Genomic DNA, 23,153 nt, shown 5'->3' on the forward strand with positions numbered 1-23,153 from the left:
GCTCGATGCAACAGCCCCGCTCCCTCAAGAGCCCTTTCGGAGAGATCGACAGGCCGACCTGGTACACGCTGCTGTCGATCGGCGTCGTCCTCGTGATCGGCTCGATCGGCACGCTGATCACCCAGGGCACGCTGAGCTTCCTGAGCCCGCACTACATCCTGCAACAGCTGCAGATCGCCGCCTTCCTGGGCGTGGCCGCCACGGGCATGATGATCGTGATCCTGCTCGGCCACATCGATCTCTCGCTGCCCTGGGTGCTCACCTCGAGCGCCATGCTGGCCGCAGGGGTCGGCGGCTGGGCCGCGTTGCCCTGCGGCCTGGCGGTCGGCGCCGCCGCGGGTCTGGTGAACGGGCTCGGCGTCGCGTACCTGCGCGTGCCCTCGATGATCTTCACGCTGGGCACGAACACCGTGCTTCAGGGGCTGATGGTGCTCTACACCGGCGGCTTCGCTCCGCGCAGCGAGGCGCCGGCGTGGATGGAGGTCCTGGCCGTGGGCAGGACGTTCTCCATCCCGAACGCGCTGTTCGTCTGGATCGTGGTCGGCGGCGTCGGCACCTTCGTGCTGAAGAAGACCGCGCTCGGCCGCTATATCTATGCTGTGGGCAACCAGGAGCAGGCCGTTTATTTATCGGGCGTCAGGACACACCTGGTGCTGATCGGCGCCTTCGTGATGTGCGGCGTGTGTTCCGCCATCACCGGCATGCTGCTGGCGGGCTTTTCGCACAAGGCCTACCAGGCCATGGGCAACGACTACCTCATGCCGGCCATCGCCGCGGTGGTGATCGGCGGGACCAACATCATGGGCGGACGCGGGACGTACCTCGGCACCGTCCTCGGCACGATCTTGATCGTGCTGCTCCAGAGCATGCTCAGCGTGCTGCAGATGCCCGAGGCCGGGCGCCAGATCATCTACGGCGCGGTGATCATCGCCATGCTGCTGGTCTACGGTCGACAACACCAGGAGGGACGGTGATCCGAGCCGGGCGCCGCGCCCCGCGCCGACGCGGTCGGCAGCGAGGCGCACCGTCCGGCGATGGCGCTCAGGCGAGCATGTCGTCGATGGGCCCGGAGCCCTCGCCCTCACCGAAGTTCTCCGTCCACTCGGTCTTGTCCCGGACGGCGGCGGCGATGAGGCCGTTGAAGAGGCGGTTGTTCGTGACGTTCCCGGCGTCGATGTACTCGCCCTGCTTCAGGTAGCCGCCGCCGCTTCCGGCGATGATCGTCGGCACGTTGCGGAAGCTGTGGGACGGGCCGTCCGAGACGTGGTTCGTCCACATGATGATGGACTTGTCGAAGAGGTCGCGCGCCTTGAACTGATCGAGGCCGTGCAGCAGCGTCTGCATGCGGAGCACGTCGATCTCGGCGTGCGCTTGCTCGGCCGTCGGGTTGTTGCCCGTAGCTGCGTCCGATTGCACGCGGTGGCTGATGTGGTGGAAGGGCCAGCCGAGGCTCGCGTTCGACGGCACCGCATACTTCGTCCCATCCGTGCCGTCGCCGTGCTGCAGCGTCGCCACGCGGTTGAAGTTGCAGGCGAATGCCAGCGCCACGAGCTCGAGGTGGAGCTTCGCGACGTCCTCGATCATGCCGTCCATCTTGAACGCGAAGCCGCCCTCGAGCGCCTCGAGCTCCGACGTCGCGAGGCCCGCCTGGCTACAGGCACTGCCCATCTCGCCCATCGCGACCTCGGTGTCGCGGATGGAGTCGAAATGCTGCTGGAGGCGATGTTTGTCGGCGGAGCTCAGCGCCGACATGCGCATCAGGCTGTTCAGCTCCTCGCCCACGAAGTCGTTCACGCTCTTGCGGCTGCGGAGGAGCTCCTCGGCGAGCTGCCCGCCGCTGCCACCACCGCTGCTCGTCAGGCCGACGAGCTTGGAGTAGAGCGTGTACGGGTTGTCGTCCGCCGAGCGCACCTGCCCGGCGCCGCCGCCCTTGAACGAGATGCGCTCGGCGATGTACCCGTTCCTGCGGTTGCCGGCGTAGAGCGTGAGCGGCTCGGCGCCGCCCTCGTTCACGAGCTCTGCGATCACCACGTCCGCGGAGACGCCGGTCGAGGCTGCGGTCCTGCCGCCGCCCTGGGCCGGACGCGCGGTGAGCGCCTGACACAGGCCCTGCGCGTGGCCGCAGTTGGTGGGGCCCCCCATCGGGAAGTTGATCCCGCGGATGAACAGCAGGTTCGCGGCGTGAGGCGCGAGCACGTGCGTCGCCTTCTCCGTCATGCCGGCGAGCCCGCTGGTCGTGAGCGGGCCAGTCTCGTCCGGGAAGAACTTTTTACCCACCACGCCGCACGCCGCCACGATGTAGAGGCTGAACACGGGCGGGTTGTCCGCGGCCCAGGCGGAGCGCGACGGCAGCCCCTCGAGGAACGGAAGGGCGATGGCGACGCCGCCGGCGCGCAGGAACGCGCGCCGATTGATACCGCGCCGGCGCGCTGCGTGCGGATGAGTGAGGTTCGTCACGATCTTGGAGTTCACAGCGGGCCTCCCACGCGAGTCCGGAATGCTTCGTTCTTCACGAGCTCGAGCATCATCTCTTTCACAGAGCCGCTGGCGCCGCGGCTCACCTCGGCGAGCGTCTCGACGAGCGGCAGGTCCGACGGGACGACGTCGCGCTGGAGCGCGAAGCTCGCGAGCTTCTTGGCGTAGCAGAGGTGAGCCTGCTCGCCCTCCGCCATGTGGCGCATCAGCTCGCCGGCGTCCGCGAACGACCTGGCCCCTTCGGAGAACGAGTAGACGCCGCTGCTGTCGATCGGCAGGCCTCCGTTCTCCTCGTCCCGGTATTGCCCCATGCCGTCGAAGTGCTCGAAAGCGAAGCCGACGGGGTTGATGAGATCGTTGTGGCACCTGCCGCCGCAGGCGGCGGTGAGCTTGGTGATGCGCTGACGATTCGTCTGCCCGGGCTGGAGAGGCGGGACCGGCGGGATGTTGGGGGCCGGCGCGCCGAGCGGCGTGCACAACACGTCGAGGTTGATGCTGACGCCGCGGTGGATCGAGTCCGACTCCTCGTTCAGCGCGTTCAGTGTCAGGTAAGGGAGCTGCGAGAAGAAGCCGACGCGATTGGGGCCGAGGTCTCGCTCCTCGAAGCCGCGGCCGCTCGGCGAAAGGCCGTAGAGGCTCGCCATCCCCGGCCCCACGAAGCCCTTGGTGGACGTGAGGATGTCGTTGACGCCGAGGCCCTCTTTGAAGATCTTGTCGAAGAACAGGTACGCGCTCTCCTCGTACTCCGCGTTCAACGACTCGTCGTAGCTCTGCACGCCGAGCTTGCTGATCGTGGTGTAGCGATCGAAGTGGAGCAGCTCGCCATGGAAGTACCGCATGCGCTTCTCCGCGGTGGGCTCCTCCAGCATGGACGCGGCGACCGCGGCGATCGCCTCCGGCGTCGTGAGCGTGGGCGCCTTGTCGAGCAGCTCGTCGTCCGGCGCGGCGTTGCGCAGCCAGAGCGAGAGCTTCGCCGCGATCTCGTAACCGTCGAGCGGCTTGTGATCCTCGCCGAGCTCCGTGCGGTAGAGGAAGTGCGGCGACTGGAGCATCGTCTGGATCACGAGCTGCGCGCCCTTGGCGAAGGTGCTCTTCGTGCCGGACATCGCCGCGCCGGTGTCGAAGAGCTCCATGTACCTGAGGACCTCGGCGTCCGTCAGCGGGCGGCGGTACGCGCGGCGCCCCACGGCTTCGATGAAGCCCTCCGCGTCCGTCCCCGGGTAAACGTCGGCGAGCGCCTCGTCCGAAGCCGTCACCTCCTCGGCGAGCGCCTCCGCTGCCGATTGGTAGTCGTGCCACGAGCGCTGGTTCACGCTCAGCAGGTGCTCGTTGTTCGTGAAGTCCGTCGTGCCGGCGACGGGCTTCTCGAACCCGTCGGACAGCGACGGAGGAGCGGCGAGGTTCAGGACCACCTGCACGCTGCTCGCCCATTGCGAGTTCGTGAGGCGCACGAACCGGTGGTACTGCGGAGCACCCGGCATGTCGATGCCGCGCGCCACGCCGCCGCTGGCGCCCGGCGCAGGGGAGTCGCTCCCCTCCGGATCGCCCAGGGCGCCCGTACACCCCGCGAGCAGGAGCGCCGTGACGCAGAGCCCCGCGCCGAGCACCCGCCTGCGGCGCGGCAAGCTGGTTATCGAAAAAGACGGTGGGGTCATCATTGTCTCCTGACTGACCTCTGGTGGCTGAGCAGTTCCCTTGCTATGAACAGCGATGCAACGACCATCGTGCTCGCTGAAGCGGGGCGCATGGTCCCGGCCGATGGCACGCTCGGAGGAGCTCGCCATCACGGGTGACCGACATCACGCCCCAGGCGCAGTTGTGAGAGAGGGAAGTCCAGACGATTCGGACACATCAATCCCCAGCTGCGGGACCTACCCTCGGTTGACGGAATATTCTTCTATGCGCGAACCGGCCATCCTGGCGAAGAGGCCGCCTTCACTCCACAGCCTGCGGGGTGCCATTCGGACGCTTCGCCGGATGATGAAGAAATCACTCTCGGTAACAAATTCCGGAGATCACGACAGCCGTCGAACAAGCGGGGCCTGTCATGTTCTCTCGCGGAACACCCCTGGCAAGACGCCGAGCACGACCGATCAGCGCTCGCTGCTGCGACGACAGTGCGACCGCAATCGTTCGCTGAAATCGTTCAGTGGACGAAGGTCTCGGTGCGCGCGACGAGACCACCCAATCCAGGGCGAAGCAAAAGGAGACCCTTCTGGCCAAATGTGAACGATCACATTTGGGGTGTCAATTCCAATCGACCGGACCGCGGCTCTCCTCGAGTCCGGGGGAGGACCAGGCTGGCGGAGCTCCTCCGGTGCGCCGCGTCAAGAGGGGCAGGCGCCGGTCATCGTTGCTGGCTAACGCCCTGCGCCGCGTGTGTTCAGGTAGACCGCGTACAGCGAGGTCGTGGCGCAGATGAACAGGCGGTTGCGTTTGGCGCCGCCGAAGCAGACGTTGGACACCGTCTCGGGGATCAGCACCTTGCCGAGCAGCGCGCCGTCGCTCGCGTGGCAGTGCACGCCGTCGCCGGCCGACAGCCACAGGTTGCCGTGCACGTCGACGCGGAAGCCGTCGTACACGCCCACCGGGCAGGTCGCGAACACCTCGCCGCCGCTCAGCCTGCCATTGTCGTCGACGTGGAATTTGCGCACGTGGTGCGGGCCGTCCTTCACGTGCGTCGCGCCGGTGTCGGCGATGTACAGCAGCGACTCGTCCGGCGAGAAGGCGAGGCCGTTGGGCTGCACGAAGTCACTCGCGACGGCCGTCAGCGCACGGCCGGCCGGGTCCATGCGGTAGACGCGCTGCGCGCCCTGCTCGTTCGGCGAGGCGTCGCCCTCGTAGTCGCTGTCGATGCCGTAGCTCGGGTCGGTGAACCAGATGCTGCCGTCGGACTTCACGACCACGTCGTTCGGCGAGTTCAGCCGCTTGCCCTCGTAGTGCGACGCGAGCACCATGCGCGAGCCGTCGTGCTCGGTGCGCGAGACGCAGCGGCCGCGGTGCTCGCAGGAGACGAGGCGGCCCTGCAGGTCGACCGTGTGGCCGTTGGTGTTCATCGCGGGCTGGCGGAACACCGAGACCGAGCCGTCGGTGTCGTCCCACCGCAGCATGCGGTCGTTCGGGATGTCCGACCAGACGAGGTAGCGCCCCGCTGCGAACCACGCCGGCCCCTCCGCCCAGCGGCAGCCGGTGTACAGCTTCTCGACGTGCACGTGCGGGAGCGCGAGCTTGCGGAAGCGCGGGTCGATCACCTCGAAGCTCGGGGTCAGCTCGATGACCATCGGGTTCTCCTCCTTCGATCCAAATGCCTGCGGCCGGGGCCGTAGACCAGCAGCATCGTGATGATCACGACGCCGTGGATGACCTGCCGACCCACCTCCGGGATCTGCATCACCGACAGGATGGGCTGCAGCAGCGTAATCTGGACCACCCCGGAGCATGTCGAGGAGGGCTATCTTACCAGCGCCGCCCTCCACGCCGCCACCCTTCGCCCGCCGCTCACCGCCGTGCGACGGCGCGCGTGCCGAGCACGTCTCGGTTGCCGGCGGGCACCTCCTCGCCGGTGAGCGGCGCGAGCGTCCACGCGTCCGAACCGAGCCGGGCGGGGATGACGCCGCGCTCGCGACCGCGCTCGCGGAGTCTACGAAGGGAGCCGCCGGCCGGCGCGGGTGATCATTCGATCAAGCCGATCGATTCGTTCGATCCATCCCGCCGCGCGCTCCAGCCACCACATCCAGCGTTCGGCTCGGCCGGCAACCCGCTGCCACCCGCGTGATTCCGCGCAGCGCCCGACAGGCTCACGGCGCGAGCCGGCTACTTCCCCGGCCCGCAGCCGAGGAGATCCACCTGCCCGCCAGCGCCACCGCGGTGGCATAGCCGTTGCCATATCAGCGTCTCGTGCCGGCATCGCGGCTGCACCGGAAGGAACGGACCGAGCCATGGGCCGGGAGCGGCCCGCGGTCATCGTGGTCCTGGCCCTTGTTGCCGGGCAACGCCGCAGGCGCGCTCGTCATCAACATATCGTCTACCCGTCCAGGTGAAGACAATGCGCTTCGCGTGCCGCCCACCTCCACCTCAGGCGCGGCGGGCGCTGGAGCCGGCGAACGCGTCCTCGTCGGCGTGCGCGACAAGATCGTCATCGCCGTCACCGGCTGAGGGCTCGGATTGGAGCGAGAACCATGACTATCCTATCGAAGATCCTGTTCACGACGCTGGGGGTGGGAATGTTGGGTTGGGCCTCCGTGGCGCGCGCCGAGGCTCCCTCCGCAGCGCCCGAGGCCACCCCGTCGGATCCCGCTGCGAAGGAGTTCGCCCCGGCCCTGCGCCGCGGGGAATGGCTCTCGTCCCTTGGACTGCACGCGTCACTCGGCCTCGCCTTCGGCGGCGATGAGCTCGCCGAGCTCACGTACACGGACGGCAGCAGCGCCGCCGTCCACGCCGGCGAAGGAGTCTCGTTCTCCGGTGGACTGACCTGGACGCCTCTTTGGTTCGGGGATCGCGTGGGACTCGGTCTCGGGCTGGACGCCGGGTGGAAGTACAAGAGCACCTACGTCCAGTCCGATGGCTCGGTCAAGCTGGAGCGCGTCCCACTGATGGCCTCCCTCCGAAGCATGGTGGCGCTCGGCAGCTCGTGGCACGGCCTCCTGGCCGTGGGCGGGATCCTCGAGCTCAACCCGCACCTCTATGGCGACGGCGTCCTCGGCGTCGTCGACGCTCGGTTCGACGACGCCTTGGGCGGGATGATGGAGCTCGGCATCCTCTGGGGTCGTCCGGAGGCCCTCGGGTTCGAGATCACCGGGCGCTGGTCGATCCTGAGCTACGAGTACATGGGCGAAAGCGTCAACGCCAGCAGCGGGTCCATCAACCTGACGGGCCACTTCTTCCTCTGAGGAGGAGCAGATCGTCACCTGCGCACGGCCGTGCCTTCGCCGAGCGCCGCGTCTTCAAGGTGAGCGTGGAAGAGCGGCGTCGGCTGCTGGAGCTGCCGAGAGGTCCGGAGCAGCCTTGGAGCGGCCCGCTGGTTTCACCCGCCTGACCGCTCCGGCGCGGCCGGCGTGGCCCGCGAGACCGCCGCGTGCAGGACGGTGATCTGCCGCGCGACGCGATCGAGCTGGGCCTGGAACAACGTCCCCAGCGTCGTCGGAGCGGGCTCGATCCCGGCGCCCTCGTCGCCAGGCTCGGGCGCGAACAGGTCAGGCAGCGGCGCGGGCGGGCGCTGCTCGGCCACCGCCTCGGCGAGGTCCTCGAGCGCGCGGCCGGCGCGGCGCTCGAAGCGCGCGAGCTCTTCGCGGCGCGACGGTGACGCGCTCGGCCCGGGTGAGGACGCGAGCGCGACCGCCGAGGCGACGACGCGGCGCGTGTACGTGAGCTCCGTCATGAGCGGCTCGAGCGCCTCCGACGCGCCGCGCGACTCCGAGACGAGCCGCTGGAACGACGCCTCGGCGTTGCTGGTCGCGAGCCCGGCGTCGCGGCGCGCCGCGGCGAGCGCCGCCTCGGCCCCTGCCTGCTCGCTCCCGTACGCGGCGGCCGCCCGCGCGAGGGTCTCGCGCGCCGCGCGCAGGGCCTGCGCCATGTGCTCGGGGAAGCGGTCGCGCTCCGGGCTGGGCCACACGAGGGCGATCGCCGCGAGCGCGATCGCGCCGCCGATCAGCGTGTTGACGACGCGCAGGTGCGTCAGGTGATGGTCGCCGGAGCTGAGCTCGGCGAGGAGCACGAAGGTGGGCGTCAGGAAGGCGGAGAAGGCGCCGTAGTTGACCGGCAAGAGCGCGACCCCCACGGTCGCGAGCACGAAGACGAGCGCGAGCAGGCCGAGCGGGTCGTGCACGACCGCGGCGATCCCTGCGGCGAGCAGGCCCCCGAGCACCGTGCCGGCGATGCGCTGCAGGCCCTTCAGCACCGTCGCGCCGGTGTACGGCTGGAGGATGGAGACGGCGGTGATCGTGATCCAGTAGCCGCGCCGGAGCTCGAAGCCATGGCTCACCGCCAGGCCGACCGCCGCCGCTAGGCCCACGCGGAGCGCGTGCCGGAGCGAGAGCGAGCGCGCGGTGAGGTTCTCGCGGAGCGGCCCGAGGACGCGGTCGCGGAGCTTCGGCTCGGACGGCGTGGCTGCCGCGGGCTCGCGCTGGGGGCCCTCCGCGGGGCTGTCGTCGTTGTCGTCGAGCGTCGGCGCCGTCTCGGCCGCGACGCGCAGGTACTCGCGCAGCAGGGCGAGGAGCGCCGCGGCGTGGAGGAGCCGCGAGCGGGTCATGGCGGCGGCCCTGCCCCCTTCGCGCGCGTCCCGCGCGATCGCCGCGCGGAGCGCCTGCTCGTCCCACGCGCACGGCTGAAGGCGGGGGCCGCCGCCCTCGGTCTCCACGACGCGCGCGACCTCGTGCGCCGAGCGCGCGAACGCCGCGAGCGCGCGCTCGGCCTCGACGCGCGCCTCGGAGCGCCTGCCGGGGGGCCCCGGGTCGCCGGCGGCCTCCAGCGTGTCGGCGAGCGCGACGAGCGTCCCGAAGAGCTGATCGGCGTCCTGGAGCAGGACGAGCAGGCGCTCGCCGCGCCCGCTCTCGCCCTGGCGCCCGCGCCGCACGCCCCCGAGCGCCGCGCGCGCCGCCTCGATGGCCGCGCGGAGGGTCGCGTGCCGCTGCACGAGCGCGTGGTAGCCGGCCTCCTCGCCCCGCCGCGACGCGTCCTCCAGCGCGGCCGCGTGGTCGGCGAGCGCGCGGTAACACGCGGCGACGGCGACGCGCACCGGGCGGTACGGCCGGATGGGCCAGAGCAGGAGGCCGAGCGCCATGGCCCAGAGGCCGCCCGCGAGCACGCCCGCGCCGCGCGCGAGCGCCTCGGCCCCGTCGGCCGGCGCGGCGATGGACGCGGCCATGATGATCGCGACGAGCCCTCCGACGCTGCCCGCCTCGGCCCCGTAGACCCGCGCGAAGCCGGCCGCGGAGACGCCGACGAACAGCGCGATCGTCGCCGTCCACGGCGATCCACCTGCGAGGGCCATGACGACGGCCGCGAGGGCGCCGACGACGGTGAGCGCGCCCATGGTCGCGGCGCGCGCGCGGTACGAGCCGCCCTTGTCGGCGACGGTCGCGAGGAAGCCGCCCAGCGTGGCCCAGGAGGTCGCGTGCACCGGGACGGCCTGCCCGACGAGCACCGGCACGAGGGCCGCGACGGCCGCGCGCAGGCCGCTCTTCAGCGACGGCCTCGCCGGCTCGATGTGCGCTATCGATTTCAGGAGCCTGAGCGTGCGCTCGCGGGAAGGCATGATCACGGCGCTCGTCCCTCCGCGCGGCGCGTGCGCCCCTTCACCAGGCTCAGTACACCCACGTCCACGTGATCATCGTCGGCTGCGCCCCCGGCTCCTCCGGCAGCGCGCCGGCGGCATACGGCGACTTGCTCGGCGCGATCGGGTGGACGGCGGCGACCGCGAAGCCCGTCACGTGGCCCAGGATCATGCCGGCGCCGACGTCCTGCCAGGAGTGCGCGCCGGCGCCGATCCGCAGCGCCATGGTCACGAGGGTCGCCGTCTCGGCGAGGGCGAGCGCGCCGAGGCGCGGCGAGGCGTCGCCGGTCGTGCGCAGCACCAGGTTGAGGCGCGCGCCGGCGAGCGCCGCGACCGGGGTCGTGTGGCCCGAGGGGAACGCGTCGAAATCGAGATCGGTGTCGCCGCACCGGTCCGTCCGCCACGAGCGCGGCCGGCAACGGCCCGACAGGCGCTTGATCAGGCTCGAGAGGCCGGTCGACAGCGCCGCCGCCTCGGCCTCGATGAGCGACGTCCGGAGCGCTCGCGAGAAGGGGTGGGGGACGCCGGCGCCCGCGAGGTAGCTGCCCTCGAGGGCGTACCCGCTGCCGAGGAGCAGCAGCGTGCCCCCGGCTGCGCCGGTGATGTCGCTGATGCCGCCGAGGACCTCGTCGCGCTCCTCGCTGGACGCGGCGCCCCACGCGGAGCGCCGCTGAGGGAGCAGGTAGCTCGCGAGCGAGGCGGCGCTGACCGCGACGACGACCGCCTCGCCGGCCGGAGCGCCGAACGCCCAGTCCGGCGCCGCCGGCCCCACCTGCGCGGCGGCGGGCGTGCTCCACGCCAGCGCCCCCACGCAGGCGAGCGGCGCGGCGTACTTCACGGCTTGTTCGTCGCGGGGGAGGGCGCCTTGGGCTGCGCGGGCGCGGCGGGCTTGGTTGCCCCCTGGGCGGGCGCAGCGGCCGCCGGCTTGGCCGCCTGGGCGGGCGCAGCGGCCGCCGGCTTCACCGCCTGGGCCGGCGCGGCGGTCGCCGGCTTGGCGCCCTGGGCCGCCGCGGGGGCCGCCGGCTTCGCCGCCTCGGGCGCCGCGGCGCCCTTGCCCAGCTTGTCCGCCGCGTCGCCGGACGTCACGCCCGGCGCCTTCTGGACCGTGATCGGCCCGAGCTGCAGCGCCGACAGCTGCTCCCCGATCGCGCCGGCGTCGCCCACCAGGACGACCCGGAGCTGCTCGGGCACGAGGTACTGCTGCGCGACCCGCTGCACGTCCACGGGCGTGATCCGCTGGATCCGCGCCGGCCGCGTCGCGAACTCGTCGAGCGGCAGGCCGTAGATCGCGAGGCTCGCGATCGTCGACGCCGTCGCGCCCGCCGTCTCGAAGCGGGCCGGCAGCTGGCGGATGAGGTTCGCCTTGGCGTCCGCGAGCTCCTCGATCGTGACCGGCTCCCGCCGCATCCGGTCGATCTCCGCGAGGATCTCCCGCACGGCCGGGCCGGTGTTCTCCCGCACGATCGCGCCGCCCGCGGAGAACGGGCCCGGTCCGTGCCGCATGTCGAAGCTGGAGCGCGCCCCGTAGGTGTACGCGTGCTTCTCGCGCAGGTTCAGGTTGAGCCGGCTCGAGAACTGCCCGCCGAGGAGCGTGTTCATCACGAGCAGGGCGTCGTAGTCCTTCGTCGAGCGCGGCACGCCCGGCATCGTCACCACCACGGTCGACTGCGTGAGCCCCGGCCGGTCGACGACGACGACGCGCGGCTCGCCCGCGGCGAGCGCCGGCGGCGTGGGCGGGAGCTCGGCGGTCGGCGGCGCGGGCGGCGCGCCGACCGGCCCCTTCCAGGCGCCGAAGACCCGCTCCGCCTCCTTCACCGCGTCGGCCTTGGTGATGTTCCCGGCCATCGCGATCGTGGTCAGCTCCGGCCGGAACTGCGCGGCGTGGAACTTCGCGAGGGCGCCCTGGGTGATCTTCTTCAGCGCCGCCTCGGTGCCGAGCAGCGGCGCGCTGTACGCGTGGCCCTCGGGGTAGAGCGTCATGCCCTGCGCGATGGAGAGCAGCGACGACGGCCGGTCGTTCATCTCGGCGAGCTGGGTGATGCGGCGCGAGCGCTCCCGCTCGATCTCCGTCCGGTCGAAGGCCGGGCTCATGTACGCGTCGCCGAGCAGCGTCAGCATCTCGCCGAACCGCGGGGTCACGCTCTGCCCCTGCACGCCGCCGCCGTCGAAGTTGACCCAGGACGTGTAGTTCGCGCCGAGCTTGCCGAGCGCGTCGCTGAACGCGAGCGCGTTGCGGGTCTTCGTGCCCTGCGTGAGCATCGCGCCCGCGAACGCGCCGACGCCGGGCTCGGCCTGATCGGCGCCCCGCACGGTGGTCACCTCCACCGCGACGATCGGCAGCTCGTGCCGCTCCACCACGAGGACGCGGATCCCGTTGGCGAGCTTCGCCTCCTCGATCCGCGGCGGCACGAAGACCACCTCCGGCCCTGGAGGCGGCGGCGACTTGCGGAACGCGTCCGCAGGCGCGGGCGGCGGCGCGGCGGGCGGCGGCGCGGGGCGCGCCGCCGTGGTGGCGGCGGGCGGCGCCTTCGGGGTCGGTGCGCAGGCGGCGAGCGCCGCGGCGGCGAGCGAGACGGAGAGGATTCGTTTCATGGTCATGGCTCAACCCCCCTTCGGCGCGGCCGTGCCGGCCGCAGGCTTCTCGATCGCGGGCTTCTGACCGGCCGGCGCCGCGGCGGGCGCCGCCGCGGGCTTCTGGCCCGCGGGCGCCGCGGCGGGCGTGGCCGCCGCGGGCTTCTGACCGGCCGGCGCCGCGGCGGGCGTGGCCGCCGCGGGCTTCTGGCCCGCGGGCGCCGCGGCGGGCGTGGCCGCCGCGGGCTTCTGACCGGCCGGCGCCGCCGCGGTCTGCTTCACGAGGCGCCCGGCCTTCGGGGCGCCCGGCTTCGGCGTGACGAGGGCGATCACGCGCCTGCCCGCGGGCAGAAAATCCGCCGTTGCCTTCTGCAGGTCGGCGGCCGTGGCCTTCTCGTACCTGGCCACGTCCTTCGGGAAGTACCCCGGATCGCCGGCCTGCTGGTTGTAGTTGTTGATGGCGTTCGCGCGGGCCGTCACCTGCTCCATGCTGAAGACGAGATCCGAGAGCAGCTTCGTCCGGGCCCGCTCGTGCTCGTCCTGCGACGGCGGCGCCTTGCGCAGCCGCTCGAGCTCGGCGTCGATGAGCTTCAAGGCCTGCTCGGGCGACTTGCCCTTCTTCAGCGTGGCGGTGATCTGGAACGTGCTCGCGAGCTGGCTCGACTGCTGGCCCGCGAAGACGTCCTGCGCGATCTGGAGATCGTAGACGAGCTTCTTGTAGAGCCGGCTCGTCTTGCCCGACGAGAGGACGTTGGCGACGAGGTCGAGCTCGGCGTCGCCCGGCGCGAAGCTCGGCGGCGTCACCCAGTTGATCGTCACGCGGGGCAGCTCCACGTCGGCCTCGATGTCGAGGCGCTCCTCGGTCGCGAGGTCGCCCGGGTCGGGCTTCGTGGCCACGGGCGGCGGGGCGCCCTTCGGGATCGGGGCGAAGTACTTCTCGACGAGCTCCTTCGTCCTCGCCCTGTCGATGTCGCCGGCGACGACGAGGGTCGCGTTGTTCGGCACGTAGAACGCCTTGAAGAAGGCCCGGACGTCGTCCATCCGCGCGGCGTCGAGGTCCTCGGGGGTGCCGATGGTGAGCAGGTGGTAGGGGTGGCCCTCCGGGAACAGCGCGGCGCGGACGAACTGCGGCACGAGGCCGTACGGCGCGTTCTCGTAGTTCTGGCGGCGCTCGTTCTTCACGACGTCGCGCTGGCTCTTGAACGTCTCGTCGTTCGCGTGGTCGAGCAGCCAGCCCATCCGGTCGCTCTCCAGCCAGAGCACGAGCGCGAGCTCGTTGGCGGGCACGGTCTCGAAGTAGTTCGTGCGGTCGGCGTTCGTCGTGCCGTTGCGCTCGCTCGCGCCGGCCCGCTCCAGGTACTTGAGGAACATGTCCTCGCCGACGTTCTTCGAGCCCTGGAACATGACGTGCTCGAAGAGGTGCGCGAAGCCGTTCTTCCCCTGCGGCTCGTCCTTGGATCCCACGTGGTACCAGACGTTCACGGCCACGACCGGCGTGCGGTGATCCTCGTGCAGGACCACCTCGAGCCCGTTCGCGAGCGTGTACTTTTCCACCGGGATCATCACGCTCACGCTGCCCGTGGCCGGCGCCGCCGTGGGCTGCGCGCCCGCGGCTTGTGCTCCCGCGGGCTGGGCCGCCGCGGCCGGCTTGGCGCCCGGTTGCGCCGCCGCCGCGGGCTGCGCTCCCGCGGGCTGGGCCGGCGCGGCCGGCTTGGCGCCCGGTTGCGCCGCCGCCGCGGGCTGCGCCGGCGCGGCCGGCTTGACGGCGGACTGCGCCGCCGCAGGCGGCGCGCCGTGGACGGACAACGTCAGGCCGAGCGCGGCGACGAGCGCGCTGGACAGGGACGAGAGCGCCCGGCGGCGCCTTCGTTCGGACGGATGGGGGGCTCGCATGGGCGCGGTTTTACCGCAGATCGCCCGGGGTGGAGCGCAAAGTTCGGGCAGCGCTCGCATTTGCGAACGAGCGGTAAGAAGAGCGTCACGCCCGGCGGCGCGCTCGCGTCAGAAGTTCAGGAGGAAGAGCTGGTACGGCCCAAAATCCACCGGCGTGCGCCCACTCACGGTGACGGATCCGAGGCTGCCTCCCGGCTGATCCGTGCCGATCGAGACGCTGGACCCTCCGGCGCCGCCGGCGCAGGTACCGAATGCGCCGGAGCACTGGAACTGGACCGGATTGCAGGCGTCCATCGCTGCCTTGAGCGTCATCGGGAACTCCGTCAGGCCGCAGGAAGACACGAGGACGCCTCGGCCCGGGCAGAGGGGGAGATAGTACCTTTGCTCGGGGCTGCTCGGGCCGCACGCGGACACCGCGGGCACCGACGCGCCGGTGGTGTCGCCGCCGACGAGGCCGCTCTCCCCGAGGACCTCGGCCTCCTCGCCGAGGCACGCGGTGTGCTGGTACTTGAGGCGCACCGTGCCGGAGGTGCCGGCGTACGCGGCCTTGACCACGACCGTGTAGGTCCCCGCGGGGAGCTTGGCCGCGAGGTTCGCGCCCGGCAGGAAGTCGCCGCAGGTGTCGGTCGCGCACCCGACGGGCGCGCCGGCGCAGCCCTCGCCCGGGAGCACCGCGAGCACGGTGTCGAGCTCCGACTCCAGCGTGCTCAGGTACACGACCTCCTCGGACGGCAGCGTGAACCGGAAGAACACCGCGCCGCCCTCGCCGCCGCACGGCAGCGCCACGTCCGACGGGCCCGCCGCGCCGATCACCGCGGCGTAGTTCATCGAGTCGGTGAGCTCCCCCGGGGTCTCGCAGCTCTCCGCGCCCGGGATCGGGGTGCAGCCGTCGTCCGGGATCCCGTTGCAGTCCTCGTCGGCGCCGTTGCTGCAAACCTCCGTCATCGGGAAGATGCACCCCGAGGCGCAGCCGTTGTCCGGGACGTCGTCGCAGTCCTGATCGATGAAGTCCCCGCAGATCTCCGGCTGGGGCTCGCAAGGCTGGACCGCAGGGACGTGCACCGGCACGTCGACCACGTTGTTGTCGGTGGACTGCTCGGGGATCACGCCGGTCGGGTTGACGGCGACGCGGAGGACGTAGTCCCCCTCGGGCACGTCCGTCACGTCGACCCACTGGCACGACGTGCCGACGCCGTAGATGTCGGCCCACCCGGCGCTCAGGAAGTTGCACCCAGCGCTCCCTGCGCCCGGCGAGCCCTGCGGCTGCGGGTTCGCGGGATCGAGCGGATCCATGTCCAGGAGGCAGAACGCCTGCTTGTGCCCCTGCGCGACGACCTCGCCGTCCGCGTCGAGCAGCTGGTAATTGGTGAACTCCTTGAAGTGGTAGTGCCCGTGGCACTGCGCGAACTCGAAGAGCGGATTGTCGAACTCGGAGCCAGGGTTGAGGTGGCCCGGCCCGGCGTTCTCGATGCGCCCCTCGAACTGGAGGAGGCGCCGCCGGCCGGGGCCGCTGATGCACCCCTCCATGATCTCGCAGGAGTCCGCGGCGAACGTCTGGTACGAGAACTGGACCGTGTCGGCGACGCGCTCGGCGTTCGGGCGCAGGTCGGGCACCATGCAGACGCCGGCCGCGCACTCGTGGCCGCTGGGGCAGCACGCGCCGCCGCACATCGTGCCGTCGCAGGCGGGGTAGTCGACCGGGAGGACCACCGCGTTGTTGTCGAAGCGCGCCTCGGCGATCGTGTGGTCCGGGTTCACGGTGATCTCGAGATCGTAGAGCCCGGCCGGCACCCCGGTCACGTCGAGGGCGTTGCACGCGACCGTGCCGGGCTGCGCGACGTGGTCCCCGGGGCCGAGGCCCTGCGCGTCGCAGCTGAACGCTCCGCCGGGCATCGCGACGCAGCGCGCGTCGAGCGCGCCCTCCGCGACCGCGGCGCCGCCCCGCAGGAGGCGCGCGCGGAAGAAGCGCGGCACGACGTAGCTGTCCTCGCAGAAGTTCGGCGCGAACACGTCGCTCTCGGACGGCGCGCCGAGATCGAGCGGCACGTCGCCGGCGTTCCGGAGCGAGACGTTGAACCGCATGAGCGCGCGCCGGCCGCTCCCGCCGACGCAGCCCTGGAGCGCCTCGCACGCGTCCTCGCCCACGTGCGCCATGGCGAACGTGACGGGCTCGTCGCCCAGCGGCTCGAGCACGAGGTCGGCCGCCCTGCAGCCGCCGTCCACGCACGTCGCGCCCCGGCTGCAGCACGCCGCCTCGCCGCAGGCGCGCGTGTCGTCGCACGCGGCCGTGCAGCCCGACGGCTTGCCCTCGGCGTCGATCTGGCAGCGGGCGCCGGCGGGACACACGAGGTCCGAGCCCTCGCAGCGCACCCCGTCCGGCGCGCCGCCGTCGCCGCCGCCGCCGCCCTCTCCGGCGCTGCCGCCGCCGCCGCCCTCTCCGGCGCTGCCGCCCGTTCCCGTGCCCCCGGGCGGCTCGGCCGGCGCGCCGTCGCCGCACGCGGCGACCGCTACGAGCAACGATCCCATCCACAACGTCTCGACGAGCTTCTTCATGTGCACCTGTGGCGAGTGACGGAGGGGCTGCGCGGCGGCCGGCGTGTCGCCGCGGCGCGCGCAGGAGCGAGCCGGAGAGCGTAAAGGCGCGCCCGATCGATCGCAGCACGCTCGCGCGCGCCGCGCAGGATTCCGACCGGCGCCGGGCGCGAGCGGCGTATTTTCCTCAGCTTACCCGAGGGGCGTATACTCTCGCCGACATGGCCCCCGTCGTCGTCGTCACCGGTGCATCCAGCGGGATTGGTCGATCGCTCGCCCTCGCGTGGGCGAGGCGCGGCGCGCGCGTGGTGCTGAGCGCGCGCGGGCAGGAGGCGCTCGATCGCGTCGCCGCCGAGGCCCGCGCGGCGGGCGGCGACGCGCTCGCGGTCGCGGGGGACGTCACGGTCGAGGAGGACCGCAAGGCGCTGTGCGAGCGGGCGCTCGGCGCGTACGGCCGGCTGGACGTGCTGGTGAACAACGCGGGGCGCGGCTACTACGCGCCCTCGCTGGAGGTGGACCCGGCCGAGCTCGAGGCGATCTACCGGCTCAACGTGATCGCCCCGGTGCGCCTTGCCCAGCTCGCGATCGAGCCGCTCTCGGCCGCGAAGGGGACGATCGTCATGGTCTCGTCGGTGGCGGGCGTCGTCGCCTCGCCGCGGATGGGCCCGTACGCCTCGTCGAAGTTCGCGCTCGAGGCGCTCTCGATGTCGCTCCGCGCGGAGCTCGCGTCGCGCGGCGTGCGCGTGCTGGTCGTGCGCCCGGGCCCGGTGGCGACGCCGTTCCGGCAGAACGCGGTGGTGGCCGACGACAACGTCGGCTACCGCCCGCCGGGCCACAACCCGCAGAGCCCGGACGACGTCGCGGAGATGACCGTGCGCGCCGTCGACGCGGGCCGCGAGGTCCTGGAGACGAGCCTGTTCGTGAAGACCGCGAGCGTGGCCGCCCGCGTGGCGCCCGGCCCGATGCGCTGGATCACGCGGCAGATGGCGCGCCGCTCGGGGTTCTGAGCGAGGCGCGCCCCGTCCGCGCGGCCCGGCCAGGTGATCGCTCGTCGACGTGTCCGCGAGCGCCCCTCCTCGACCTCCGGCGTGAGCCCATCCGTCGAGGCCGTGATTCGCCGCGCTACCGCAGGATCTCCTCGAGCAACGCGTTCGGCTCGCCGCGGCGATCTTCGCCGAACGACGAGACGCCGAGGCCGTAGTACTGGTTCATGATGGTGAACCACAGATCGCGGAGCTGGCGATCGCTGCCGAGGGCGCCGTAGGCGACGTGCGCGTCGTTCAGGAAGACGCCGTCGCCGCCGAGGAGCACGATGGGCAGGTCGTACCCGTCGTGATCGTGCGAGCGCATCTCGCTCATGTGCACCATGACGCAGTGATCGAGCACCGTGCCGTCGCCCTCGGGGATCGCGTCGAGCCGCTGCGCGAGCTGCGCGCTCTTCTGGGCGAGCCAGCAGTTGATCGCCGCGTAGTCGAGGTTGCTCTGCTGGACGATCTTGTACTGGCCGTCCTGGGTCGCGCGGTCCATGTTGCCGGGGCCGTGCTGGGAGGAGTGGAAGTGCAGGCTGCTCTCCCTCCTGTACGCGAGCCCCACCTGGGCGCGGACGTCCTCCGGGATGCACCGGTACTCGAACTCGGAGCGCGCGTCGTCGAGCATGTGGGTGATGACGCGCGTCACGTCGCATTGAATGGCCATGACGATGAGGTCGATCATGACCTTCGCGTGATCGTCGTGTTTGTACTGGCCGGCTTCCGTGCTGTCGTTCTCGTTGAGCCCCTCCGCCTGGCCCGGCGGCTCGGGGACCACGCCGGGCTTGCCGATCGGGCTGCAGCCCAGGCCCGCCGGGGGGGTCATCGTCGCCTGCACGCGGGTCGCGTTCTTCTCGATCTCGCGCAGCGAGTCCAGGTACTGCTGGACGATCTTGCGATCCTCGGAGCCGACCCGGTTGATGAGCGAGTTCGCGTCGGCGAGCACGCCGTCGATGACGCTCTTCTCGGTCGCCGCGCGGCGCTCCGCCTCGATCCTGGCCACCTCGTCCGTCTGCCCGGGTACGGGCGACGCGGTCGCCGCGCCCGCGCTGACGAGCGCGTCGAACACCGCCTTCGGGTTGACCGAGCGCTTCAGCGGCTCGCGCGGGCTCTTCCAGGAGATTGCCTGGTTGTACGCGTAGCTGCGCTGGTCGAAGAAGCCGGGCTTGACCCCGAGCCCCGTCTGCAGCGACGGGATGCGGGTCGCCTGCTCCGGGCCTGCCTTCTGGACGATGAGCTGGTCGACCGAGACGCCGTTGCCCACCCACTCGCCGAGGTCCTGGCGCGCCTCCCTCCCCAGCTGATCGGCGTCCACGCAGGTCGAGAGCGCCGCGGTGAGGCGCGAGTGGGAGGGCTCGATGTAGGGGTGCTGCTCCGTGCTCCACGTGTAGTTGCCAAGGCGGCTTATCATGAGCATCTTCGACTTCACCGGCGCGAAGTGCTCGAGCACCCTCGGCAGCTTGAAGTCGGCGCCCTTCAGCGTCTTTCCGAACGCGGGGGCCGTCTCCCACCAGTGATGGGGCGCCCCGTTCGGGAAGGTGCAGAGCAGGAAGCGCTTCGGGGTGCCGGGCTCCCCGGCGCTCGCCCTGCGCGGCGCGAGGCTCTCGAGCCACGGCAGCGCCAGGCAGACGCCCGCGCCGCGCAACAAATTTCTGCGTGTCATCAAGCGTTTCATGTGCACATCGCTCCTTCGTGCCCGGTAGCGTACGGAAACAGCTGCGGAAACAACACGCGCGGACTCACCGCGCCCCGCCCTTCGCTCCGCGGAGGCGGAACGCGTCGCTGGTCACCACCTGCTTCACCAGATCCGCGATCGTCCCGCTCCCCCAGCGCGCGGCGATCGCCTCGAAGGTGGACTTGTCCTCGCCGAGCGGGCGCCGGCGCAGGGCATAGGTGAAGAGCTGCTCGGAGGGGCAGATCCCGAGCTGGGCGTTCTGGAGGAGCTCCGGCAGGAGGCCCGAGATGTCCTGGAACTCCGTGTCGCCGTACTTGCCCGTCGCGTCGATCGCGTCGCCGTTCGGGTACTCGGTCCGGTAGGCGCCGATCGCGTCGAAGTTCTCGAGGCTCAGCCCGATGGGGTCGAGCAGGTCGTGGCAGGTCGCGCAGTCGGGCGACTCGCGGTGCTTCTCGAGCCGCTTGCGGACGTTCTCGATGGGGCCCGAGCCGCCGCCCGCGGCGTCGAGCTCTGGGATATCGACGTTGGCGGGCGGCGCCATGGGCACGCAGAAGAGCTGCGCCATGATCGTCTTCGCGCGGGACGTGGGAGAGGTCCGATCGGCGCGCGACGACAGCGTGAGGAACGCAGGGAGCGTGAGGAACCCCGCGCGTATGCCCTCGGGGTCGCTCGCGTAGAGCGGCTCGAGCAGCGGGCTCTCCGGGTGGGGCGCCGTGAGGAACTCGGACCACCGCCGCTCGCCGGTCGTGAACGCGGCGAAGTAGGCGTTCGCCTGGTCGAGCATCGCGTCCTTCACCTCGTCGTTCCAGCCCGGGAACACGGTCGTGTCGGCGTTGTGGCTGGGGAGCGTGCGTGTGCCGAGCCACTGCCCGAAGAAGTTCTGGAAGAAGGCGGCGCTCTTCGGGTCGGCCAGCATGCGGTCCACCTGCTGCCCGAGCGCGCCCTCGGTGGCCAGCTCGTCGCCCTCCGCCGCGTCGAAGAGCGTCTCGTCCGGCAGCGAGCTCCAGAGCAGGTACGAGAGGCGCGACGCGATCTCGTAGCCGTTGAGGGCGCCCGGCGATCGCTCGGAGTCGGGTCCCACCTCGATCCTCAGGAGGAAATTCGGCGACGTCAGCAGGGTGCGGACGACGTGCTGCACCGCCTCGACGGGAGACATCTCGAGCTTCGTCTGCGCGTCGGCGTACTGCGCCGCGTACCGGTCGACCTCCGCCGCCTCGAGCGGGCGGCGGAAGGCGCGCAGCCCGAAGCGCTCGATGATCTCGCGCGCGCACCCGTCGCCCGCGGCCTCCGCCGGGTCGCACACGAGGATCGCGGCGCGCTGCGCCTCGTTCGAGAAGGCGTCCGCGGCGAGCTCCTTGGCGGCGTCGTAATACCCCTGGACCAGGACCTGCGAGAGGCTCGAGAGCGCGCTGACGCTCGCGTCGAAGCCCTTCGCGCCGGAGGCGGGGAAGCCGTCGGCGGGCCTCAGGCGCGTCCCCAGGAGGTGGGCGACGGTGTTGTTGTACTCCGACGCTGTCATGTGGTGCAGGGGCATCCCGCCTGGAGCGACGGAGGCGTCTTCCTCCGGATCGTCCTGGTTTCCGAGGATGCCAGTGCACGAGATGCCCAGGAGACATCCCCCGGCGGCGAGCCACGGACTCGCGAACACTCGGTCAAGTCTGAACGTCATCGTCGTCTCCCGCGTGTGGATTCGGCAGTGATGCCCTCGTGACCGGAGCGCGCCGATTTCGTGATCAAATCGACGACGCGCCCACGCTAAGATCAGGCCGTGCCCTGCGCGCAGAAAACTACGGTGATGGTGTTGCTCTTCGGGCTGTCCGGGTGCGGGGCGGACGTGGAGATCGCGGTGGGCCGCATGAATCCGGGGTCAGCGGCGAGCGGCAGCGGCGGTGAGGCGGGCAGCGGCGGGGGAGGGGGCGAGGGGGCGAGTCCCTGTGACGCACTGCCGTCGCCGACACATCGGTACACGTTCGACGGCGTGGGAAATTTCGTCGCCGATCTCATCGGAGGTGCTGACGGCGCGATCCTCGGCGGCGCGAGCCTCGATGGTGGAGGGGGGCTCACGCTCGACGGCGAGGACGATTACGTCGATTTGCCGGCGGGGCTCCTGGCGGGATTGCGCGATGTCACCGTCATGGTCTGGGTCGTCCGCGACCGCGGAGGCGCGTACCTGCGCATCGTCGATTTCGGCCTCGCCAGCGGGGGCGAAGATCCCGTCGAAGGCGAGGGGGGGGTGGGAACGTCCTACCTGGTGATCACCCCCTCGACGGGCTTCGACGTGCGGGGGGTCTCCGCGCTCGCGAGCGACAGCGGCGTGACGGGCGAGGTGGCGATCCACGCCGAGCCGACGCTCGAGGACGGCGAGGTCCATCAGGTCGCCGTCGTCTTCGACGGCGCGGCGGCGACCCTGGCCCTCTACCTGGATGGCGCGCTCCTCGAGAGCGCGCCGGTCGGCTTTCCGCTCTCGGGGATCCAGGACGTGAACAACTGGCTCGGGCGGTCCCAGTTCGATGCGGACCCGTACTTCGGAGGGCGCTACGACGAGCTGCGCATCTACGGCGAGGCGCTGGCCGGCTGCGCGGTCGAGGCGGCGTGGAACGCCGGCCCGGATCGGCCGTGAGGCTCAGAAGGCCAGCGCGAGGCCGAGGCGGGCGCTGAGGCCTGCGGCCGGGGGGCGATAGACGGTCCCCTCGAGGTTCTCGACGACGAAGCGGGGGCGCCGCAGCGGGGCGACGGCGTGCAGCGCTCCCTCGATCTTCAGGGGCGCGGCGATGCGCCACTCGAGCAGCGTCCCGAGCCCGGCCGCGAAGATCGGCGCCGTGCGGGTGAAGGCCTCGTCGACCTCGAGCCCCCGGGCGAGGAGCCAGTGCTGGCGGCCGAGCGCGCAGACGTACACGCCGATGGGGCGCCCGAGGGCGCGCGCGCACGCGTCGACCTCGACGAACCAGAGCCGGAACTCGGCGCCTGCAGCCGTCCCGGCGATGCGGCTCGAGCTCGACGGCACCACGCCGGCCGCCGCGTCGGCGCGGAGCCTGCCGACGCGGAGCCCGCCGCCCGCGGCGAGCCCGACGCCGGGCGCCGGCACGAGCGCCTGCTCGACCTGCGCGCTCAGCCAGAGCGCCCCCTCCAGGTCGCGCTCGGCGGCCGCCGGAGGCCGGGCCGCCGCCGCGGGCGGCGGGCGGCGCGGCGCGGGGTCTCGCGCGGGGGGCGGCGGGCGCGGCGCGGGGTCTCGCGCGGGAGGCGGCGGGCGCGGCGCGCCGGCGACGGGGGCGTCGATCGCCCGGGGCTGCGCGGGCGGCGCGGCGGGCTGCGCGGCGGCGTTCCGCGCGACCGCGTCGGGATCGATCGACATCGCGACGATCAGCGCCGCTGCCCGCGACATCGACGCGCAGTCGTCGCCGTGGATCACGCGCTTGCCGGGCGACGGCGCGCGGATGTGCAGATCGAGCCGGAGGCGCGTGTCGCCCTGGCGGGCGATCGCGATCTCGGCCTCGATCGGCTGGAGGCGCTCCGACGCTCCCAGCAGCCGGGCGATCTCGCTCCGGACCTCGTCGGCCGGCGGGCATCCGTCCGGCGCTTTCCAGCGGAGGTCGATGGTGCGGGGCTCGGCGGGCGTCGCGAGCGCGCGCGCGGGCAGGAGCCCCGCCGCGACGATCAGCGCCTGCAGGGCCGACGGGGCCCAGGCCCACCTGGAGACGTGCACCCGCGC

General features: G+C 72.0%; 17 protein-coding genes. 5 read left to right on the top strand and 12 right to left on the bottom strand.

Going from position 1 to position 23,153, the window contains the following annotated elements:
* Positions 1-5: 5 nt before the first annotated feature.
* Positions 6-974 carry an ABC transporter permease gene (locus WMF43_RS08040; RefSeq protein WP_437678804.1) on the top strand — a complete coding sequence of 323 codons (969 nt, stop codon included), beginning with the start codon at positions 6-8 and terminating at the stop codon, positions 972-974.
* Between the two features lie 67 nt (positions 975-1,041).
* On the opposite strand, the gene WMF43_RS08045 is transcribed toward WMF43_RS08040, so the two are convergent.
* From WMF43_RS08045 to WMF43_RS08060, 4 genes are all read right to left on the bottom strand, one after another.
* A complete protein-coding gene (locus WMF43_RS08045; RefSeq protein WP_437678806.1) occupies positions 1,042-2,472 on the bottom strand; it encodes a DUF1552 domain-containing protein in 1,431 nt (476 codons plus the stop codon).
* Entirely contained in the window at positions 2,469-4,100 is a 1,632-nt protein-coding gene (locus WMF43_RS08050) for a DUF1592 domain-containing protein (RefSeq protein ID WP_437678808.1), read from the bottom strand. The genes WMF43_RS08045 and WMF43_RS08050 overlap by 4 nt, the downstream gene beginning before the upstream one ends.
* A 735-nt stretch (positions 4,101-4,835) precedes the next feature.
* A complete protein-coding gene (locus WMF43_RS08055) occupies positions 4,836-5,756 on the bottom strand; it encodes an SMP-30/gluconolactonase/LRE family protein (RefSeq protein WP_437678810.1) in 921 nt (306 codons plus the stop codon).
* Positions 5,741-5,905 carry a hypothetical protein gene (locus WMF43_RS08060; RefSeq protein WP_437678812.1) on the bottom strand — a complete coding sequence of 55 codons (165 nt, stop codon included), beginning with the start codon at positions 5,903-5,905 and terminating at the stop codon, positions 5,741-5,743. The genes WMF43_RS08055 and WMF43_RS08060 overlap by 16 nt, the downstream gene beginning before the upstream one ends.
* 548 nt (positions 5,906-6,453) lie before the next feature.
* Here WMF43_RS08060 and WMF43_RS08065 point away from each other — a divergent pair.
* Positions 6,454-6,630, top strand: coding sequence for a hypothetical protein (locus WMF43_RS08065; RefSeq protein ID WP_437678813.1), 177 nt, complete (start codon positions 6,454-6,456; stop codon positions 6,628-6,630).
* Positions 6,631-6,653: 23 nt separating this feature from the next.
* On the top strand, positions 6,654-7,364 hold the full coding sequence (locus WMF43_RS08070; protein WP_437678815.1) for a hypothetical protein: 711 nt from the start codon (positions 6,654-6,656) through the stop codon (positions 7,362-7,364).
* A 134-nt stretch (positions 7,365-7,498) separates the two neighbouring features.
* On the opposite strand, the gene WMF43_RS08075 is transcribed toward WMF43_RS08070, so the two are convergent.
* The 5 genes from WMF43_RS08075 to WMF43_RS08095 form a co-directional block, all read right to left on the bottom strand.
* On the bottom strand, positions 7,499-9,727 hold the full coding sequence (locus WMF43_RS08075; protein ID WP_437683968.1) for an FUSC family protein: 2,229 nt from the start codon (positions 9,725-9,727) through the stop codon (positions 7,499-7,501).
* A 49-nt stretch (positions 9,728-9,776) separates the two neighbouring features.
* Positions 9,777-10,583, bottom strand: coding sequence for a phosphatase PAP2 family protein (locus WMF43_RS08080; protein ID WP_437678817.1), 807 nt, complete (start codon positions 10,581-10,583; stop codon positions 9,777-9,779).
* A complete protein-coding gene (locus tag WMF43_RS08085) occupies positions 10,580-12,343 on the bottom strand; it encodes a M16 family metallopeptidase (RefSeq protein ID WP_437678818.1) in 1,764 nt (587 codons plus the stop codon). The genes WMF43_RS08080 and WMF43_RS08085 overlap by 4 nt, the downstream gene beginning before the upstream one ends.
* Before the next feature lie 3 nt (positions 12,344-12,346).
* Positions 12,347-14,209, bottom strand: coding sequence for a M16 family metallopeptidase (locus WMF43_RS08090; RefSeq protein WP_437678819.1), 1,863 nt, complete (start codon positions 14,207-14,209; stop codon positions 12,347-12,349).
* A 108-nt stretch (positions 14,210-14,317) separates the two neighbouring features.
* Positions 14,318-16,762, bottom strand: a complete 2,445-nt coding sequence (locus WMF43_RS08095; protein ID WP_437678821.1) for a lysyl oxidase family protein — start codon at positions 16,760-16,762, stop codon at positions 14,318-14,320.
* Positions 16,763-16,962: 200 nt separating this feature from the next.
* On the opposite strand from WMF43_RS08095, the gene WMF43_RS08100 reads away from it, so the two are divergent.
* Positions 16,963-17,748 (top strand): SDR family NAD(P)-dependent oxidoreductase, encoded by a 786-nt coding sequence (locus WMF43_RS08100; RefSeq protein ID WP_437678822.1) that lies wholly within the window; start codon positions 16,963-16,965, stop codon positions 17,746-17,748.
* Positions 17,749-17,863: 115 nt separating this feature from the next.
* Here WMF43_RS08100 and WMF43_RS08105 read toward each other — a convergent pair whose 3' ends face one another.
* Entirely contained in the window at positions 17,864-19,432 is a 1,569-nt protein-coding gene (locus WMF43_RS08105) for a DUF1552 domain-containing protein (RefSeq protein WP_437678823.1), read from the bottom strand.
* Between the two features lie 76 nt (positions 19,433-19,508).
* Positions 19,509-21,092 carry a DUF1592 domain-containing protein gene (locus WMF43_RS08110; protein WP_437678825.1) on the bottom strand — a complete coding sequence of 528 codons (1,584 nt, stop codon included), beginning with the start codon at positions 21,090-21,092 and terminating at the stop codon, positions 19,509-19,511.
* A 120-nt stretch (positions 21,093-21,212) separates the two neighbouring features.
* Here WMF43_RS08110 and WMF43_RS08115 point away from each other — a divergent pair, with 120 nt between their 5' ends.
* Positions 21,213-22,064: a LamG domain-containing protein gene (locus tag WMF43_RS08115; protein WP_437678826.1), complete on the top strand. Its 852-nt coding sequence runs from the start codon at positions 21,213-21,215 to the stop codon at positions 22,062-22,064.
* A gap of 3 nt (positions 22,065-22,067) precedes the next feature.
* Here the strand turns inward: WMF43_RS08115 and WMF43_RS08120 are convergent, their stop codons facing one another.
* The gene (locus WMF43_RS08120; protein ID WP_437678828.1) at positions 22,068-23,147 is read right to left on the bottom strand and encodes a hypothetical protein; all 1,080 of its coding nucleotides are present in this window, start codon (positions 23,145-23,147) and stop codon (positions 22,068-22,070) included.
* Between the last annotated feature and the right edge of the window lie 6 nt (positions 23,148-23,153).

It is taken from the genome of Sorangium sp. So ce131, from assembly GCF_051519095.1.
GTDB lineage: Bacteria > Myxococcota_A > Polyangia > Polyangiales > Polyangiaceae > Sorangium.

What these genes read in the sequence shown, in the direction of transcription:
- WMF43_RS08040 (WP_437678804.1), top strand. Translation starts at nt 6, where the DNA reads ATGCAACAGCCCCGCTCCCTCAAGAGCCCTTTCGGAGAGATCGACAGG.
- WMF43_RS08095 (WP_437678821.1), bottom strand. Translation starts at nt 16,762, where the DNA reads ATGAAGAAGCTCGTCGAGACGTTGTGGATGGGATCGTTGCTCGTAGCG.
- WMF43_RS08105 (WP_437678823.1), bottom strand. Translation starts at nt 19,432, where the DNA reads ATGACACGCAGAAATTTGTTGCGCGGCGCGGGCGTCTGCCTGGCGCTG.
- WMF43_RS08055 (WP_437678810.1), bottom strand. Translation starts at nt 5,756, where the DNA reads ATGGTCATCGAGCTGACCCCGAGCTTCGAGGTGATCGACCCGCGCTTC.
- WMF43_RS08085 (WP_437678818.1), bottom strand. Translation starts at nt 12,343, where the DNA reads ATGACCATGAAACGAATCCTCTCCGTCTCGCTCGCCGCCGCGGCGCTC.
- WMF43_RS08070 (WP_437678815.1), top strand. Translation starts at nt 6,654, where the DNA reads ATGACTATCCTATCGAAGATCCTGTTCACGACGCTGGGGGTGGGAATG.
- WMF43_RS08075 (WP_437683968.1), bottom strand. Translation starts at nt 9,727, where the DNA reads ATGCCTTCCCGCGAGCGCACGCTCAGGCTCCTGAAATCGATAGCGCAC.
- WMF43_RS08100 (WP_437678822.1), top strand. Translation starts at nt 16,963, where the DNA reads ATGGCCCCCGTCGTCGTCGTCACCGGTGCATCCAGCGGGATTGGTCGA.
- WMF43_RS08090 (WP_437678819.1), bottom strand. Translation starts at nt 14,209, where the DNA reads ATGCGAGCCCCCCATCCGTCCGAACGAAGGCGCCGCCGGGCGCTCTCG.